Source organism: Bacteroides sp. OM05-12 (assembly GCF_003438995.1).
GTDB lineage: Bacteria > Bacteroidota > Bacteroidia > Bacteroidales > Bacteroidaceae > Bacteroides.
This window is the reverse complement of record NZ_QSUN01000012.1, coordinates 55,786-71,117: the sequence shown is the minus strand read 5'-3', so window position 1 is coordinate 71,117 and position 15,332 is coordinate 55,786. Positions and strand designations below refer to the sequence as shown.

Annotated in this window: 21 protein-coding genes; 17 read left to right on the top strand and 4 right to left on the bottom strand. The window is 39.0% G+C overall.

From position 1 onward, the window contains the following. Positions 1–20: 20 nt before the first annotated feature. The 15 genes from rplR (at position 21) to DXB63_RS10795 (ending at position 8,350) form a co-directional block, all read left to right on the top strand. Positions 21–365 (top strand): 50S ribosomal protein L18, encoded by a 345-nt coding sequence (gene rplR, locus DXB63_RS10865; protein WP_122126441.1) that lies wholly within the window; start codon positions 21–23, stop codon positions 363–365. A 6-nt stretch (positions 366–371) separates the two neighbouring features. Beyond that, positions 372–890, top strand: coding sequence for a 30S ribosomal protein S5 (rpsE, locus tag DXB63_RS10860; RefSeq protein WP_122126440.1), 519 nt, complete (start codon positions 372–374; stop codon positions 888–890). Between the two features lie 9 nt (positions 891–899). Next, positions 900–1,076, top strand: coding sequence for a 50S ribosomal protein L30 (gene rpmD / locus DXB63_RS10855; RefSeq protein ID WP_122126439.1), 177 nt, complete (start codon positions 900–902; stop codon positions 1,074–1,076). Positions 1,077–1,107: 31 nt separating this feature from the next. Then, a complete protein-coding gene (rplO, locus tag DXB63_RS10850) occupies positions 1,108–1,554 on the top strand; it encodes a 50S ribosomal protein L15 (protein WP_122126438.1) in 447 nt (148 codons plus the stop codon). 4 nt (positions 1,555–1,558) lie between these two features. Continuing rightward, on the top strand, positions 1,559–2,905 hold the full coding sequence (gene secY / locus DXB63_RS10845) for a preprotein translocase subunit SecY (RefSeq protein WP_122126437.1): 1,347 nt from the start codon (positions 1,559–1,561) through the stop codon (positions 2,903–2,905). A 10-nt stretch (positions 2,906–2,915) separates the two neighbouring features. Further along, positions 2,916–3,713, top strand: a complete 798-nt coding sequence (map, locus tag DXB63_RS10840; RefSeq protein ID WP_122126436.1) for a type I methionyl aminopeptidase — start codon at positions 2,916–2,918, stop codon at positions 3,711–3,713. A gap of 7 nt (positions 3,714–3,720) precedes the next feature. Beyond that, positions 3,721–3,939: a translation initiation factor IF-1 gene (infA, locus tag DXB63_RS10835; protein ID WP_002558052.1), complete on the top strand. Its 219-nt coding sequence runs from the start codon at positions 3,721–3,723 to the stop codon at positions 3,937–3,939. 11 nt (positions 3,940–3,950) lie between these two features. Continuing rightward, complete coding sequence (gene ykgO, locus DXB63_RS10830; protein ID WP_002558051.1) at positions 3,951–4,067, top strand: type B 50S ribosomal protein L36; 117 nt, start codon at positions 3,951–3,953, stop codon at positions 4,065–4,067. A 33-nt stretch (positions 4,068–4,100) separates the two neighbouring features. Further along, complete coding sequence (gene rpsM / locus DXB63_RS10825; RefSeq protein ID WP_122126435.1) at positions 4,101–4,481, top strand: 30S ribosomal protein S13; 381 nt, start codon at positions 4,101–4,103, stop codon at positions 4,479–4,481. Positions 4,482–4,492: 11 nt separating this feature from the next. Continuing rightward, entirely contained in the window at positions 4,493–4,882 is a 390-nt protein-coding gene (gene rpsK, locus DXB63_RS10820) for a 30S ribosomal protein S11 (protein WP_004296327.1), read from the top strand. 114 nt (positions 4,883–4,996) lie between these two features. Continuing rightward, entirely contained in the window at positions 4,997–5,602 is a 606-nt protein-coding gene (gene rpsD / locus DXB63_RS10815; protein ID WP_122126434.1) for a 30S ribosomal protein S4, read from the top strand. An 11-nt stretch (positions 5,603–5,613) separates the two neighbouring features. Continuing rightward, complete coding sequence (locus tag DXB63_RS10810; protein WP_122126433.1) at positions 5,614–6,606, top strand: DNA-directed RNA polymerase subunit alpha; 993 nt, start codon at positions 5,614–5,616, stop codon at positions 6,604–6,606. Between the two features lie 3 nt (positions 6,607–6,609). Then, complete coding sequence (gene rplQ, locus DXB63_RS10805; protein ID WP_122126432.1) at positions 6,610–7,107, top strand: 50S ribosomal protein L17; 498 nt, start codon at positions 6,610–6,612, stop codon at positions 7,105–7,107. A gap of 202 nt (positions 7,108–7,309) precedes the next feature. After that, positions 7,310–7,714 carry a hypothetical protein gene (locus DXB63_RS10800; RefSeq protein ID WP_147332285.1) on the top strand — a complete coding sequence of 135 codons (405 nt, stop codon included), beginning with the start codon at positions 7,310–7,312 and terminating at the stop codon, positions 7,712–7,714. A gap of 96 nt (positions 7,715–7,810) precedes the next feature. Continuing rightward, a complete protein-coding gene (locus tag DXB63_RS10795) occupies positions 7,811–8,350 on the top strand; it encodes a hypothetical protein (protein WP_122126479.1) in 540 nt (179 codons plus the stop codon). A 41-nt stretch (positions 8,351–8,391) separates the two neighbouring features. On the opposite strand, the gene DXB63_RS10790 is transcribed toward DXB63_RS10795, so the two are convergent. After that, a complete protein-coding gene (locus DXB63_RS10790; protein ID WP_122126430.1) occupies positions 8,392–10,191 on the bottom strand; it encodes a MutS family DNA mismatch repair protein in 1,800 nt (599 codons plus the stop codon). Between the two features lie 503 nt (positions 10,192–10,694). Beyond that, a complete protein-coding gene (locus DXB63_RS10785) occupies positions 10,695–11,975 on the bottom strand; it encodes an O-acetylhomoserine aminocarboxypropyltransferase/cysteine synthase family protein (RefSeq protein WP_122126429.1) in 1,281 nt (426 codons plus the stop codon). A gap of 118 nt (positions 11,976–12,093) precedes the next feature. Between DXB63_RS10785 and DXB63_RS10780 the strand changes: the two genes are divergently transcribed. Beyond that, on the top strand, positions 12,094–12,543 hold the full coding sequence (locus DXB63_RS10780; RefSeq protein WP_122126428.1) for a thioesterase family protein: 450 nt from the start codon (positions 12,094–12,096) through the stop codon (positions 12,541–12,543). Positions 12,544–12,619: 76 nt separating this feature from the next. On the opposite strand, the gene DXB63_RS10775 is transcribed toward DXB63_RS10780, so the two are convergent. Next, positions 12,620–13,621, bottom strand: a complete 1,002-nt coding sequence (locus DXB63_RS10775; RefSeq protein ID WP_122126427.1) for a malate dehydrogenase — start codon at positions 13,619–13,621, stop codon at positions 12,620–12,622. A 183-nt stretch (positions 13,622–13,804) separates the two neighbouring features. Between DXB63_RS10775 and DXB63_RS10770 the strand changes: the two genes are divergently transcribed. After that, positions 13,805–14,686 (top strand): GyrI-like domain-containing protein, encoded by an 882-nt coding sequence (locus tag DXB63_RS10770; RefSeq protein WP_122126426.1) that lies wholly within the window; start codon positions 13,805–13,807, stop codon positions 14,684–14,686. Here the strand turns inward: DXB63_RS10770 and DXB63_RS10765 are convergent. After that, positions 14,676–15,332 (bottom strand): helix-turn-helix domain-containing protein, encoded by a 657-nt coding sequence (locus tag DXB63_RS10765; RefSeq protein ID WP_122126425.1) that lies wholly within the window; start codon positions 15,330–15,332, stop codon positions 14,676–14,678. The two genes, DXB63_RS10770 and DXB63_RS10765, sit on opposite strands and share 11 nt — an antisense overlap.

Here is a 15,332-nt window from a genome sequence, read left to right as displayed (position 1 = left end):
TTACGTAAATTTGTATTATCATGACTACAAAATTAGAAAGACGAATAAAAATTAAATATAGAGTACGTAATAAGATTTCAGGTACTACTGAATGTCCACGTATGAGTGTATTTAGAAGTAACAAGCAGATTTATGTTCAAATAATCGATGATTTATCGGGAAAAACGTTGGCTGCTGCTTCTTCTTTAGGTTTAGAAAATAAGTTGCCTAAAAAGGAACAAGCTGCTAAAGTTGGTGAACTAGTTGCTAAAAAAGCTCAGGAAGCTGGCATTACGACTGTCGTATTCGACCGTAACGGTTACTTATATCATGGGAGAATAAAAGAGGTAGCTGATGCTGCTCGTAACGGTGGACTTAAATTTTAATCAATTATGGCAGGAGTAAATAATAGAGTTAAAATAACTAACGATATTGAATTGAAAGATAGATTAGTTGCTATTAACCGTGTTACTAAAGTAACTAAAGGTGGTAGAACTTTCAGCTTTTCTGCAATAGTGGTAGTTGGTAATGAAGATGGAATTATTGGTTGGGGACTTGGTAAAGCAGGTGAAGTGACAGCAGCTATTGCTAAAGGTGTTGAGTCTGCAAAAAAGAATCTGACAAGAGTTCCGGTTTTGAAAGGTACTGTACCTCATGAACAGTCTGCAAAATTTGGTGGTGCTGAAGTATTCATTAAGCCTGCTTCTACTGGTACAGGTGTTGTGGCTGGCGGTGCTATGCGTGCTGTTTTGGAAAGTGTAGGTGTAACAGACGTTTTAGCGAAATCTAAAGGTTCGTCAAACCCACATAATTTGGTTAAAGCTACAATTTTGGCGTTAGGAGAAATGAGAGATGCCAGAATGGTTGCTCAAAACCGAGGTATAAGTATGGATAAAGTATTTAGAGGATAAGGAGGTTTTATGTCAACTATAAAGATTAAACAAATTAAAAGTAGAATTGGTGCTCCGGCAGATCAGAAAAGAACACTCGATGCACTAGGACTTCGTAAATTAAATCGTGTTGTTGAGCACGAATGTACTCCTTCAATTCTTGGAATGGTAGAGAAAGTAAAACACTTAGTTACCGTTGTTAAGTAATTTATTGTTGAATAGTAAAAAATATTACAATATGAACTTAAATAATTTAAAGCCTGCTGAAGGATCTACGAAAACTAGAAAGAGAATTGGTCGTGGACCGGGTTCTGGTCTAGGAGGTACTTCAACAAGAGGACACAAAGGCGCAAAATCTAGATCTGGATATTCTAGAAAGATCGGTTTTGAAGGTGGACAGATGCCTCTTCAACGTCGTGTTCCAAAATTTGGTTTTAAGAATATTAACCGTGTAGAGTACAAAGCTATCAATCTTGATACTGTACAGAAAATGGCTGAAGCAAACAATTTGTCAAAAGTTGGAATCAGTGATTTTGTTGCTGCTGGTTATATTTCTTCAAATCAGTTAGTGAAAATACTAGGCAACGGTAGCCTTACTTCTAAACTTGATGTAGAAGCGAATGCTTTTTCAAAAAGTGCAGTTGCGGCTATAGAAGCAGTAGGTGGAAATGCAGTAAAACTCTGATTCAATGAGAAAATCTATTGAAACATTAAAGAATATATGGAAGATTGAGGATCTGAGACAACGGATCCTCATCACTATATTGTTTGTCGCGATTTATAGGTTCGGATCTTATGTCGTTCTGCCAGGAATTAATCCGGCAATGTTGACTCAATTACATCAGCAAACGAGTGAAGGTCTTTTAGCCTTGTTAAATATGTTCTCTGGAGGAGCATTTTCTAATGCTTCTATTTTTGCGTTAGGGATTATGCCTTATATCTCAGCATCAATTGTTATTCAACTTTTGGCAATTGCTGTTCCTTACTTTCAGAAATTGCAACGTGAGGGAGAAAGCGGCAGAAGAAAGATCAATCAATATACGCGTTATTTAACAATTGCTATATTGTTATTCCAAGCACCTTCATATTTGATTAATCTTAAAATGCAGGCAGGTCCTTCTTTAAATGCTTCTTTAGATTGGACAGTGTTTATGATTACTTCTACCATTATATTGGCAGCTGGTAGTATGTTTATTCTATGGCTTGGTGAAAGAATTACGGATAAAGGTATTGGTAATGGTATCTCATTTATTATTTTGGTAGGTATTATTGCCCGTTTGCCGCAGGCTTTGTTCCAAGAAATAGTTTCTAGAATGGCTTCTCCGGGTGCTGGTGGTTTGATTATGTTTTTATTTGAAATAGTATTCTTACTGCTTGTTATTGCTGCTGCTATTCTTTTAGTGCAAGGAACTAGAAAAATTCCTGTTCAATATGCAAAAAGAATTGTTGGTAATAAACAATACGGTGGTGCAAGACAGTATATACCTTTGAAAGTTAATGCTGCAAATGTGATGCCTATTATTTTTGCTCAAGCAATAATGTTTATTCCAATTGCATTTATTGGTTATTCAAATGTTGCAAGTGCAAGTGGTGTAGCGCGTGCTTTGACTGACCATACTGGATTCTGGTATAACTTGATATTTGCTGTTATGATTATATTATTTACTTATTTTTATACAGCAATTACAATTAATCCTACCCAGATGGCTGAGGATATGAAGAGAAATAATGGTTTTATACCAGGCATTAAGCCGGGAAAGAAGACTGCGGAATATATTGATGAGATTATGTCTCGTATTACTTTACCAGGTTCTTTCTTTTTGGCTTTAGTTGCTATTATGCCTGCGTTTGCTGGTGTGTTTGGTGTAAAAGCTGAGTTTGCACAATTTTTTGGTGGTACATCTTTATTGATTCTTGTTGGTGTTGTTTTGGATACTCTTCAGCAAGTAGAGAGTCATCTGTTAATGAGACACTATGATGGACTGTTGAAGTCTGGAAGAATTAAGGGACGTACTGGTGGTGTTGCCGCTTATTAATTTTTAAGAAATGATATTTCTTAAAACAGAAGAGGAAATAGAGTTGTTACGACAGAGTAATCTGCTTGTTGGTAGAACTTTGGCGGAAGTAGCAAAATTGATAAAGCCAGGTGTTACGACACGGGAATTGGATAAAGTAGCAGAAGAGTTCATTAGAGATAATGGGGCTATTCCTACTTTTAAAGGATTTCCAAATCAATATGGATCTCCTTTCCCAAATGCACTCTGTACTTCGGTCAATGATCAGGTAGTTCATGGAATTCCTAATGATATTCCGTTGAAAGATGGTGATATTGTTTCAGTTGATTGTGGTACTTTTATGAATGGTTTCTGTGGAGATTCCGCTTATACCTTTTGTGTGGGTGAAGTTGAACCGGAGGTGTATCATCTTTTGGAAACAACAAAAGAAGCTCTTTATTTAGGAATAGAGAATGCAGTTCAGGGTAAACGGCTTGGTGATATAGGGTATGCAATTCAGCAACATTGTGAATCTAATTCTTTTGGCGTTGTCAGGGAATTTGTTGGTCATGGGATTGGTAAGGAAATGCATGAAGAACCTCAAGTTCCCAATTATGGAAAAAGGGGGTATGGTACACTTCTTAAAAAAGGAATGTGTATTGCTATCGAGCCGATGATAACACAAGGCAGTCGTCAAATAGTAATGGAAAGAGACGGTTGGACTGTACGTACAAAAGACCGGAAATTTGCTGCTCATTTTGAACATACAATTGCTGTTGGTGTTGGAAAGGCAGATATATTATCCTCATTTGAGTTTGTAGAACAAGTTTTAGGAAATAAAGCAATTTAATTAATATATGGCAAAGCAATCCGCAATAGAACAAGATGGAGTAATTGTAGAAGCATTGTCTAATGCAATGTTTCGTGTAGAGTTAGAAAACGGGCATGAGATTACAGCACATATCTCAGGCAAGATGCGAATGCATTACATTAAAATTTTACCCGGTGATAAGGTCAGGGTGGAAATGTCACCTTACGACTTGTCTAAAGGAAGAATTGTTTTTAGATATAAATAATAAAATAAGATATGAAAGTAAGAGCATCATTAAAGAAACGTACGCCGGAATGCAAAATTGTTAGACGTAATGGCCGTTTGTATGTAATTAACAAGAAAAATCCTAAGTATAAACAACGTCAAGGATAATTTATTATTTTTGCAAAAAAAATAATTTAGTATATGGCTATAAGAATAGTTGGTGTAGATTTACCTCAAAACAAGAGAGGTGAGATAGCGTTAACCTATATATATGGTATAGGTCGTAGTAGTTCAGCAAAGATCTTAGATAAAGCAGGAATAGACAGAGATCTTAAAGTGAAAGATTGGACAGATGATCAAGCTGCTAAGATTCGTGAGATTATTGGCGCTGGATTCAAAGTTGAAGGTGATCTTCGTTCTGAAGTACAATTGAACATTAAGCGATTAATGGACATTGGTTGTTATCGTGGTGTGCGTCATCGTATCGGTTTACCGGTAAGAGGTCAAAGTACTAAGAATAACGCACGTACTCGTAAGGGAAGAAAGAAAACTGTTGCAAATAAGAAAAAAGCTACTAAATAATAATTGTTGATATGGCAAAAAAAACAGTCGCAGCTAAGAAGAGAAATGTAAAAGTTGATGCTAATGGACAGTTGCATGTTCATTCATCTTTCAACAATATTATAGTTTCTCTCGCGAATAGTGAAGGTCAAATAATCTCTTGGTCTTCTGCAGGAAAGATGGGATTTAGAGGTTCTAAAAAGAATACTCCTTATGCAGCACAGATGGCTGCTCAAGATTGCGCAAAGATTGCGTTTGATCTTGGTTTGAGAAAGGTGAAAGCATATGTTAAAGGACCGGGTAACGGACGTGAGTCTGCTATCAGAACTATACATGGAGCTGGCATCGAAGTTACGGAAATTATTGATGTAACTCCATTGCCACATAATGGTTGTCGTCCTCCTAAAAGAAGGAGAGTTTAAGTTTTCCTTATTATAAGATGAAACTTGGTTTAGTTAATGGATTACAATTTCCTTTCTGTAATCGCGGCTGCAACAAATTGAGTTCATTAGTAACAATTTAATTTTAAAAATAAAATGGCTAGATATACTGGACCAAAATCAAGAATTGCCCGTAAATTCGGTGAAGGTATTTTTGGAGCAGACAAAGTTCTTTCAAAGAAGAACTATCCTCCCGGACAGCATGGTAATACTAGAAGAAGAAAAACTTCTGAATATGGTATTATGCTTGCTGAAAAACAAAAAGCTAAATATACTTACGGAGTATTAGAAAAACAATTCCGTAATATGTTTGAGAAGGCTGCTAGTGCTAGTGGTATTACAGGTGAAACCTTACTTCAAGCACTTGAATCACGTCTTGATAATGTTGTTTTCCGTTTAGGTATTGCTCCTACTCGTGCAGCTGCCCGTCAATTAGTAGGTCATAAGCACATTACAGTTGATGGAAAGGTTGTGAATATTCCTTCTTATGCAGTGAAACCGGGACAATTGATTGGTGTTCGTGAAAGATCAAAATCTTTGGAAGTGATCGGAAATGCACTTGCAGGATTTAATCATAGCAAGTATCCTTGGTTGGAATGGGACGAAAGCTCTAAAGTCGGCAAATTATTGCATGTTCCTGAAAGAGCAGACATTCCTGAAAACATAAAAGAACATTTGATTGTAGAATTGTATTCTAAATAATAATTAATTTCATGGCGATATTAGCATTTCAAAAACCTGATAAAGTATTAATGTTGGAGGCGGATTCCAAATTTGGTAAGTTTGAGTTTCGTCCGTTAGAACCTGGTTTCGGTATTACTGTAGGTAATGCTTTGCGCCGTATTCTTCTTTCTTCTTTGGAAGGATTTGCTATTACTACTATCAAAATTGATGGTGTTGAGCATGAATTCTCTTCTGTACCGGGAGTTAAGGAGGATGTAACCAACATTATCTTGAATCTTAAACAAGTGAGATTCAAGCAAGTTGTTGAAGAATTCGAGAGCGAAAAGGTTAGTATAACTATCGAGAATTCTAGTGAATTTAAGGCAGGTGATATAGGTAAGTATTTGACTGGATTTGAAGTGTTAAATCCTGAATTAGTTATTTGCCATTTAGATTCAAAAGCAACAATGCAAATTGATCTTACAATCAACAAAGGTCGCGGATACGTTCCTTATACTGAAAATCAGGAACTCTGTACCGATGTGAATGTAATTCCAATTGATTCTATTTATACTCCGATTCGTAATGTTAAGTACCAAGTAGAAAACTACCGTGTAGAACAGAAAACTGACTATGAGAAATTGGTTCTTGAGATTACAACGGATGGTTCCATTCACCCGAAAGATGCTTTGAAAGAAGCTGCTAAAATATTGATTTATCACTTTATGTTATTCTCTGATGAGAAGATTACTCTTGAAACGAGTGATTCTGACGGGAATGAAGAATTTGATGAAGAGGTATTGCATATGCGTCAGTTGCTTAAGACGAAGCTTGTTGATATGGACTTGTCAGTACGTGCGCTTAACTGTTTGAAGGCTGCTGATGTTGAAACATTAGGAGATCTTGTACAGTTCAATAAGACCGATCTGCTCAAGTTCAGAAACTTCGGTAAGAAATCGCTCACGGAGCTTGATGATTTGCTCGAGAGTCTGAATCTATCGTTTGGAACTGATATTTCTAAATATAAATTAGATAAAGAATAAAAAATGAGACATAATAAAAAATTCAATCATTTAGGTCGTACTGCTTCTCATAGATCAGCTATGCTGTCAAACATGGCCTGCTCTTTGATTAAGCACAAAAGAATCACTACGACTGTAGCAAAGGCTAAAGCTTTGAAGAAATTCGTTGAGCCTTTAATTACAAAGTCTAAAGACGACACAACTAATTCTCGTCGTGTTGTATTTAGCAACTTGCAAGATAAGTTTGCTGTAACGGAATTGTTCAAAGAAATCTCTGTGAAGATTGCTGATCGTCCGGGTGGTTATACTCGTATCATTAAAACCGGTCATCGTTTAGGTGATAACGCTGAAATGTGTTTCATCGAACTTGTTGATTACAACGAAAACATGGCTAAGGAAAAGGTTGCTAAGAAAACAACTCGTACTCGTCGTTCTAAAAAGAGTGCTGAAGCTGCCCCTGCTGCTGAAACAGCTGCTCCTGCAACAGAAACTCCTGCTGCTGAAGAACCGAAAGCAGAATAATTCTGAACTATATACTAAAAGAAAGGTCATCTGTGAAGGTGGCCTTTTTTTGTTTCCTCATATTTACTTTTACTGAACAATATCCGGTTTTGTTTGTTAAGTTAGATATAAAAGTTTGAAGAATCGTTTTAATCATTCCTTTCAAGCAGATAATTTTTTGAAGCAATCAATTAATGATTATATTTGTGCAAATTTAAGTGATATGAAGAAGTTTTGGATGGCTATATGTTTTATGTTTATCTTGCTCTTTACAGGCGGGATAGCAGAGACCGCTTTCTCTATGAATGTAGAGGAAATTGAAGCTATGAGTCAAACTTCTAATGAAAATACGAATTATGTAGACGGGAATAGCTTTCACAATACACTTGCAGCTATTGAGATAAATAGTTATTCTTCCTCTCAGCAAGGGGTTAATCTTCCACGGATGAAACGTGCTGTTTCATTGCAGATATCTTCCTTTTTTAAGAATGTATCACGCTGTTTGTCCGATTTAGATTCTGCTTCCGCCCTTAATTCCGGGCGTTTCTATAATGCAGTTAATTGCTCTGTGTGTGAACCTTTCAGCAAACATTATTATGTCTTTGCTCTAAGGCGTATAATCATTTAGGCCTTTTTTATTAATATCCAGTTAGCGGGGTAGCAGGCATTTATGAGTGCTTATTACCTCTAATATCTTTATTATTAATATTTAAAACTTATGATTATGAATAATTCACAAGCTATAGAGGCTACTTTATTTGTAAGTCCTCATCCGGATGTTGTTAAACGTGCGTCTGTTCCTTCCTTAATATTGTCTTCCGCATTGATCGTTGCCGGTCTGGGAGTTTTTATTTCTGCATTTCAGTTGAATGATAAGGCATCCAGCATCGGTATGCTATTATTGGTGGTTGGTACGGCGGCTTTGCTTATGGGCGTTTTCCGCTTATTCTGGAAATCCAAACATTTGGTTTATGCTCCCACCGGAAGTGTAACGAAAGAATCTTCTCTGTTTTTCGATCCGAAGTACATGGATAAACTCATTTCTTTACTTGAAGAAGGAACATTTCCCTTGGAGAGCTGTATTAAAACGGTAGGTAACGGTAATCTTCGTTTAGATATCCTGCGTTCGCAGGATTCGAAATTTGCAGCAGTTCAACTGTTCCAATTCGTACCTTATACTTATAATCCGGTTACGAAGGTATTTTATTTTACTGGTGATAAGGCTTTGGCTTTGAACACTTATTTGCAGCAAAGCAAGAGATAGACAACTCTTTTTAATTTCTATCATATATGTTCTAGTGGGGATTAGTCGTCATTGACGACAATCCCCATTTTTTTCATCAGGAAACAAGCATTCATGTTTTGCGCAACCCCTTCTTTGAGCCGGTAAGAGAAGGTTAATTCATTGTTGGTTATATCGGCTTCAAAACGGAAGTTCTTTATATTATTGGGATATATTTCGGCTAGTGAACCTAATAATAGGTCGTGGGTAGCAATAATTCCATTGGCTTGTAGTGACATGAATTGCTTTATCAATGCGAGCGAGCCCTTTTGTTTATCCATAGAGTTCGTTCCCTTTAAGATTTCGTCCAGAATGATGAAAAGTTCCTCTTGAGCATTTAGTTTATCGATGATAAGTTTCAGACGTTTCAGCTCGGCAAAGAAGTAAGATTCGTTGTCAGTCAGAGAGTCCGATGTACGGAGACTGGTGATAAGATGAGCCGGATATATGTCCATCTTGTCGCAACACACGGGAGCTCCGATGCATGCCAGAAGATAGTTCACTCCGATGGTGCGTAGATAAGTGCTTTTGCCCGCCATATTTGCACCGGTGATAATGACAAAAAATGGTTTCTTTGTGATATGAATGCTGTTTCTGACACATTTCTCACGTTCCATCAAGGGATGTCCCATTTCTGTCGCCTCCAGTGTAAATGGAGTTGTAGCGATAGTAGGATAGGTATATTCCGGATGATTATAGGCAAAAGTTGCAAGAGAGCACAAGGCATCCATTTCCCCGATTGCCTTTAGCCATTCGGGAAGCTGTCGGGCATACTGATTCTTCCATTTCTCGATATTGATTACTTTCCGTAGCTCCCAAAACAAGAGCCCGTTCAGTATGGTCGAGATAATAATGTTATTTCGTTGGTTGAGAGAGTTCATCATCTCAGACAGTTGCTTTACCGCGTTAGATGCCGAGGATAGTTGGCTTTTGATTTGTTTAAGCTCGTCTGCTTTCCATTCTTTTTGTTCGGCTATTTCCATTAGTTTGGCATACGTAGAGAGTACACTCAACTTCTTATCATAAGATATTTGAAACAGTGTGATACTTTTTTGAAGTGAGAAGTTGAGGATGACGAAAGCTACGAAAGCCAGCCCGAACCAGTTGAACGAGATGATCCCGGCAATTCCCAATATGAACAAGATGAGATTGGTAAGCGGTACGAAGTAGATGGCGAAACGGTACAATTTCTTCTCCGAGAAATAATTCCGTTCTTTCGTCCATTGGATAATCTCTTTTCCGTCGTTGGCATTGCCTTTATAAAGTAATCCCAGAATGCGGAAATGTTGCCGGAAATTTAGTTCCGGTGTCAATTCTTGTACAGCTTTCTGCCGTTGTTCTATTTCTTTTTTGTTATTTGAAGGCGCCATGAACCATTCACTGAGTTTCTGCTTTCCGAAAGCGGTACAAGTACGGTTGAGGTATTGAAATAAAGATTTATCACCGAATATGTCTAGGTCGAATGTGTATAAGTGGGCTGAATCGATATATTCCTTTCCTCCGTCGAAACAGGAATAGTCGTAATTGATTGCGGAAAGCTCCTGCTCGTTCACCTCTATCTCTTTCTCCAGATAATCTTTTTCGTTGAATAAGCGGTTGTGGTACTTGACCAGTACGAGAAACGGGATAAGCGTTATTGCGATAACTCCCAGAATGGTGGTCCAGCCTGCCGATACAAAGTAGATGATGCCGGCAATACAGGCGACAAATAGTAATAACTTGAGGGAACCGATACGGTATATTTTATTCTTAACCTTCGATAGTTTTTCCCGGCCTTGTTGAATCGTTTGTTGATAAGTGGCAATTATTGTATGTATGTCCATATTCTTTTTTATTCTTAGAACGGAAAATAGCGGTATATATTATGATTCTTCAAGGGAATGCCTTAACTAACCTTTGCCTCCTCCGTCTTTAGTTGATTCTCTCTGCTTCTTTAGTCGTTTTATAAAGAACAATTTACTGTCTCACCTATTGTGAAATAGCTATTGCACAATAGGTGAGATAACTATTGCACATACTGTGAGACAGCTACCTCATAATATGTGAGATAACTACTTTTACCTTGCGAATACATTTCTTTGTACTTGTGTGGGGATTAATTGTCTTGTTTGAATTATATAAGAGGTTGTCAAAACTATCTCAATTCCCCTGCTTGAGCGGGGGTAGGGGGTGTGTGAATTTTCTAACAGTTTAATAATCAAAGAAAGATCACACACCCCTTAATCCCCGCTCAAGCGGGGAAACTTGGATGCTTTGACTTTTGACAATTCCGTTACTAATTCTTTTCTTCCGATATGGCTCAGATTGCCTTAACGGAATTTATCTGTTAAGCATTGATAGCCTGTTCAATATCGGCGATGATGTCTTCTGCATCTTCAATCCCGACAGATAAGCGGATTAAGTCCGGTGCTACACCTGCAGCTATCAGCTGTTCATCAGACAATTGGCGGTGTGTATGGCTTGCGGGGTGAAGAACACATGTGCGGGCATCTGCAACGTGTGTTACGATGCAAATCATTTTCAGGCTATCCATGAAATGAATGGCTTCTTCTCGGCTTCCTTTCAGACCGAAGGCAATTACGCCACAAGTCCCCTCAGGCATATATTTTTGAGCTAAGTCATAATACTTGCTGCTTTTCAGTCCCGGATAGTTTATCCATGCCACTTTGTCGTTTGCCTCCAAATATTCTGCAACAGCTTGAGCATTCTTACAGTGCTGGCGCATACGTAAATGTAGCGTTTCCAATCCTAGATTTAATAGAAATGCATTTTGCGGAGACTGAATGGAACCAAGATCACGCATTAATTGTGCTGTGGCTTTTGTGATGTAAGCCAATTTTCCGAATTTCTTCGAATAAGCCAAACCGTGGTAAGACTCGTCGGGTTGTGTCAATCCCGGAAATTTATCCGCATGAGCTTCCCAATCGAAGTTTCCACTGTCTACGATAGCCCCACCTACACAAGTGGCGTGTCCGTCCATATATTTGGTCGTGGAGTGGGTTACGATATCTGCACCCCATTCAAACGGACGGCAGTTGATAGGAGTGGCAAAAGTATTATCTACAATCAAAGGAACGCCGTGATTATGTGCAATGCGTGCGAACTTTTCGATGTCTAAAACGTTCATACCCGGATTGGACATCGTTTCACCGAACAGTGCTTTAGTATTCGGACGGAAGGCTTTGCTTATTTCTTCCTCATTGGCGTCGGCATCAACGAAGGTTACATCTATTCCAAGCTTTTTCAGTGTGACGCCGAAAAGGTTGAACGTGCCTCCGTAGATAGTAGATGAGCAAACCATATGGTCGCCGGCTTCACAAATGTTGAATACGGCGTAGAAATTGGCAGCTTGTCCGGAAGAGGTGAGCATAGCGGCAACACCACCTTCAAGTTCTGCTATCTTTGCGGCAACAGCGTCGTTGGTAGGGTTTTGCAAACGAGTGTAGAAATACCCTGCGTCTTCAAGATCAAACAAACGAGCCATGTGTTCGCTGCTGTCATACTTGAATGTTGTGCTTTGGTAGATAGGTAATACTCTTGGCTCGCCGTTTTTGGGAGCCCACCCGCCCTGTACGCAGACTGTTCCTTTTTTAAATTTCTTATTCATATGATATTAATTGAAAATTATATTATGCTTTAAACATACCGCAAAAGTAAAGAATAAATGGTTAGATTGTTGCATTTTGACCATAAAAGAGTATTTTTGCAGCAAAAATAAAGGAAAGATGGAGGATAACATACAATTTAAACATACGCTTCCCGTGCAGTTGCGTTTTAGTGACGTAGACCAGTTCGGTCATGTGAATAATTCCGTTTATTTTTCTTTGTATGATTTGGCTAAGACCACTTATTTGAATGATGTAATGGAGGGTAAAGTGGATTGGCGTAAGACAGGGATAGTAGTGGCCAACGTACAGGCGAATTTCTTTTCTCCGATCTTTTTCTCGGAGAAAGTAGCGATACAAACTGCTACGACGAGGATCGGGAATAAGAGTTTTACACTGGTGCAGCGTGCCGTGAATACGGAAACAGGTGAAGTAAAATGTGTTTGCCAGACTGTAATGGTAGGATATGACATTGCCACCAAACAGTCTCAACCTATTTCGGAGGCTTGCAAAGCTGCTATATGTGAGTTTGAGGGAAGGGAAGAACTGATTTGTGGAAAGCCGGTTTAGGTTAGTCATTGCGGATTAATAATACGGCTTGCCCTAAATTAATAGAGCAAGCCGTATCCTTATAATTGAGCCTGTCTTAATCAATATTCGGATTAAGCGTATGCCATTCGCTGATTGCGGGTATGATACCCATCGCGATTACTTCATCGCGTAGCTTGCAAAGGTGTTCATAACTGTTTTCCAGCTCTTTTTCTTCTGCCGGAGTGCCTTTAACCTCTTTATAGCTGATGCCATCTTTGGTAATGGATGTCTCCATCGCCATCATGATATGGTTGAATTTCCCGGAATGCACGTAAACACCTGCCGGCCAGCGGAAAGGTGCACCGCCCATTGCCGCAGCAATCATTTCGATAGAAAGATAAGCCGGGCTTTGGAAAGAGGAGCGTCCGCGCAAGTCGATGATATGCTTACCACCTTGAATCACACGTTGTTTGATTGCATCCCATTCCGTTTTGGGGAGGTGCTCGCTACCAATCCATGAAGAAAGCGGCTCATTCTTGATGGTAGTTGTAGAAGCAAATACTGCCATTTGTTCGCCGTGACCGCCGTATGTGCGGCAATTCTTAATCTCGGAAGCCGGAACTTTGAAGTATTTCACGAGTTCGTTTTGCAGACGGGTACTGTCTAATGCTGCAAGCGTGGATACTTGCGATGGTTTCAGACCGGAATATAATAAAGTGATAAGTCCGGTGATGTCTGCCGGATTGAATACGACAACAACATGCTTCACATTCGGACAATACTTGCGAACGTCTTTACCGAATTGTGCGGCAATTTCCGCATTGCCTTTCAGCAGGTCTTCACGCGTCATGCCTGCTTTGCGTGCTGCTCCTCCCGAAGAAACAACGTATTCGGCTCCTGTTAATGCTTCTTTGATGTCACTGGTGAAAGTAATGTTCACATTCTCAAAACCACATTGAAGCATCTCTTCTGCAACGCCTTCCAATGCAGGCGCATAGGGATCGTAAAGACAGATGTTCGGGGTTAGCTTCATCATTAATGCTGTTTGTGCCATGTTTGAACCGATCATTCCGGCTGCACCGACAGTCGTCAGTTTTTTGTCTGTTAAGAAACTCATAACTATTTTGTTTTAAAGGTTTAAAATCTCTTTTCTTTGCACAACAAAGATAGGGCAAAAAAAGTTAGCTTATCCATCAAAAATTGTTGTGAAGCATAACGAAAAGTTATGCAAGTTAGCAAGTTTGGAAAAGTTTATCGTGAAATAAGCGCTTATCTTTGCCATGTGAAATAAAAAAAGAATATGCAACAAAGACCCTCAACAAAAGAAGAGTATCTCAGAAGAGTTAATCTGGTGATAGAATATATCAATGACCATTTGGGAGAAGATATAAATCTCAATAAGCTGGCAGAAATGTCAGGCTTTTCGTCTTACCATTTTCATCGTATCATGAGGGCTTTTTTGAGAGAACCGATTGGTACTTATATTATCCGTACGCGGGTGGAGACTGCAGCTCGATTATTGCGTTATTCGGATATGTCGATTGGTGATATTGCTTATAGGATAGGCTATAACGTTCCTTCTTCTCTGTCGAAGGTTTTCAGGCAGTTCTATGGCATTTCACCGAATGATTACCGTAACAATAAAGAACATGTAATTATGAAACCATTAGAAATTAATCCGAGTTTGAATGTAAGTGTGGAAGTGAAAGAGCTGGACCCGAAACAAGTGATTTATATTCGTTTATCCGGGGAGTATATGAAGTTGAATTATTGTGAAGCGTGGCAACGCCTGTTTACTTATATGTATCAGGAGAATCTGTTGTCTGATAATGCAAAGGAGGGCTGTCCTCCGGGAATTGAGTTTATTTGTGTTTATCATGACGACCCGAAAGTGACGGCAAATGAAAATCTCCGTACCGATGTCTGTCTGACTTTACTGAAACCTGCGCAGCCCAAGGGAGAAGTAGGCGTCAGAGAAATTCCGGGAGGAAAGTATGCTATCTTCCGTTATCAGGGTCCTTACAGTAATCTGAGTGCGGTTTATGATACGATTTACGGGCATTGGCTTCCGGAAAGCAGTTATAAAGTAAGAGATTCCAGAGGTTTCGAGAATTATATCAATAATCCTGAAAATACCCGTCCCGAAGACTTGATAACAGAGATTTGTATTCCTATTGAATAGTATCGCTTTTCAGGCGGAAATAGAATTTATGGCTGATGAAGACCGGTTCTGCAATGTCAAAACGGATGAATTGAGCCAACAGATGTTCTCCCTCCCGACGGGTGATGCGGGCCTTACGGCAGTAACGGTTCAGTGAGATATAATCTTCTTCGGTAAGCAGGTTTAGCAATAATTGTTCCCGTTCGGTGTACTTCATCAGTGTTCCGGCGGGACAATCCGACTGCTTCCATACATGCAGATGTACGGGTGTAGCAAGAATGTTTTCGTCTTTTACACGGACATAAGCCCAGAGTTTACCGTTTTCATCCTTTGCACAGACCGGTTTCTGTTTGTTGGGTTCTATCTGTGCGACAAGAATTGTTTTCCCTTCTACGGAATAAGTTTGCATCCGGCATTGTATTTCGGGAACACAATATACTTGTGCAGCAGCTTCAATCATGTAAATTTCTTCTTCAGAACGTATGCCGGCTATTTTCCCATTGTCTTTTACGCCTACCAATAGCCTGCCGCCTTCAGTGTTGGCAAATGCGGATAATGATTTGGCTATCTTACATGCATCTGATATTTCAAACTTAAAGTCTTGTGTCTGATGCTCCCCCTCTGCTATCAACCTGTGTATGTAGTCTGTATCCGTAATCGTTTTCAT

Excerpts from the sequence above, each read along its gene's own strand:
- DXB63_RS10785 (WP_122126429.1), bottom strand. The coding sequence starts at position 11,975 with ATGAATAAGAAATTTAAAAAAGGAACAGTCTGCGTACAGGGCGGGTGG.
- rplQ (WP_122126432.1), top strand. The coding sequence starts at position 6,610 with ATGAGACATAATAAAAAATTCAATCATTTAGGTCGTACTGCTTCTCAT.
- rpsD (WP_122126434.1), top strand. The coding sequence starts at position 4,997 with ATGGCTAGATATACTGGACCAAAATCAAGAATTGCCCGTAAATTCGGT.
- rpsK (WP_004296327.1), top strand. The coding sequence starts at position 4,493 with ATGGCAAAAAAAACAGTCGCAGCTAAGAAGAGAAATGTAAAAGTTGAT.
- rplO (WP_122126438.1), top strand. The coding sequence starts at position 1,108 with ATGAACTTAAATAATTTAAAGCCTGCTGAAGGATCTACGAAAACTAGA.
- infA (WP_002558052.1), top strand. The coding sequence starts at position 3,721 with ATGGCAAAGCAATCCGCAATAGAACAAGATGGAGTAATTGTAGAAGCA.
- rpmD (WP_122126439.1), top strand. The coding sequence starts at position 900 with ATGTCAACTATAAAGATTAAACAAATTAAAAGTAGAATTGGTGCTCCG.
- DXB63_RS10765 (WP_122126425.1), bottom strand. The coding sequence starts at position 15,332 with ATGAAAACGATTACGGATACAGACTACATACACAGGTTGATAGCAGAG.
- rpsM (WP_122126435.1), top strand. The coding sequence starts at position 4,101 with ATGGCTATAAGAATAGTTGGTGTAGATTTACCTCAAAACAAGAGAGGT.
- rplR (WP_122126441.1), top strand. The coding sequence starts at position 21 with ATGACTACAAAATTAGAAAGACGAATAAAAATTAAATATAGAGTACGT.
- DXB63_RS10790 (WP_122126430.1), bottom strand. The coding sequence starts at position 10,191 with ATGGACATACATACAATAATTGCCACTTATCAACAAACGATTCAACAA.
- DXB63_RS10775 (WP_122126427.1), bottom strand. The coding sequence starts at position 13,621 with ATGAGTTTCTTAACAGACAAAAAACTGACGACTGTCGGTGCAGCCGGA.
- DXB63_RS10810 (WP_122126433.1), top strand. The coding sequence starts at position 5,614 with ATGGCGATATTAGCATTTCAAAAACCTGATAAAGTATTAATGTTGGAG.
- DXB63_RS10800 (WP_147332285.1), top strand. The coding sequence starts at position 7,310 with ATGAAGAAGTTTTGGATGGCTATATGTTTTATGTTTATCTTGCTCTTT.
- DXB63_RS10795 (WP_122126479.1), top strand. The coding sequence starts at position 7,811 with ATGAATAATTCACAAGCTATAGAGGCTACTTTATTTGTAAGTCCTCAT.
- DXB63_RS10770 (WP_122126426.1), top strand. The coding sequence starts at position 13,805 with ATGCAACAAAGACCCTCAACAAAAGAAGAGTATCTCAGAAGAGTTAAT.
- DXB63_RS10780 (WP_122126428.1), top strand. The coding sequence starts at position 12,094 with ATGGAGGATAACATACAATTTAAACATACGCTTCCCGTGCAGTTGCGT.
- ykgO (WP_002558051.1), top strand. The coding sequence starts at position 3,951 with ATGAAAGTAAGAGCATCATTAAAGAAACGTACGCCGGAATGCAAAATT.
- secY (WP_122126437.1), top strand. The coding sequence starts at position 1,559 with ATGAGAAAATCTATTGAAACATTAAAGAATATATGGAAGATTGAGGAT.
- map (WP_122126436.1), top strand. The coding sequence starts at position 2,916 with ATGATATTTCTTAAAACAGAAGAGGAAATAGAGTTGTTACGACAGAGT.
- rpsE (WP_122126440.1), top strand. The coding sequence starts at position 372 with ATGGCAGGAGTAAATAATAGAGTTAAAATAACTAACGATATTGAATTG.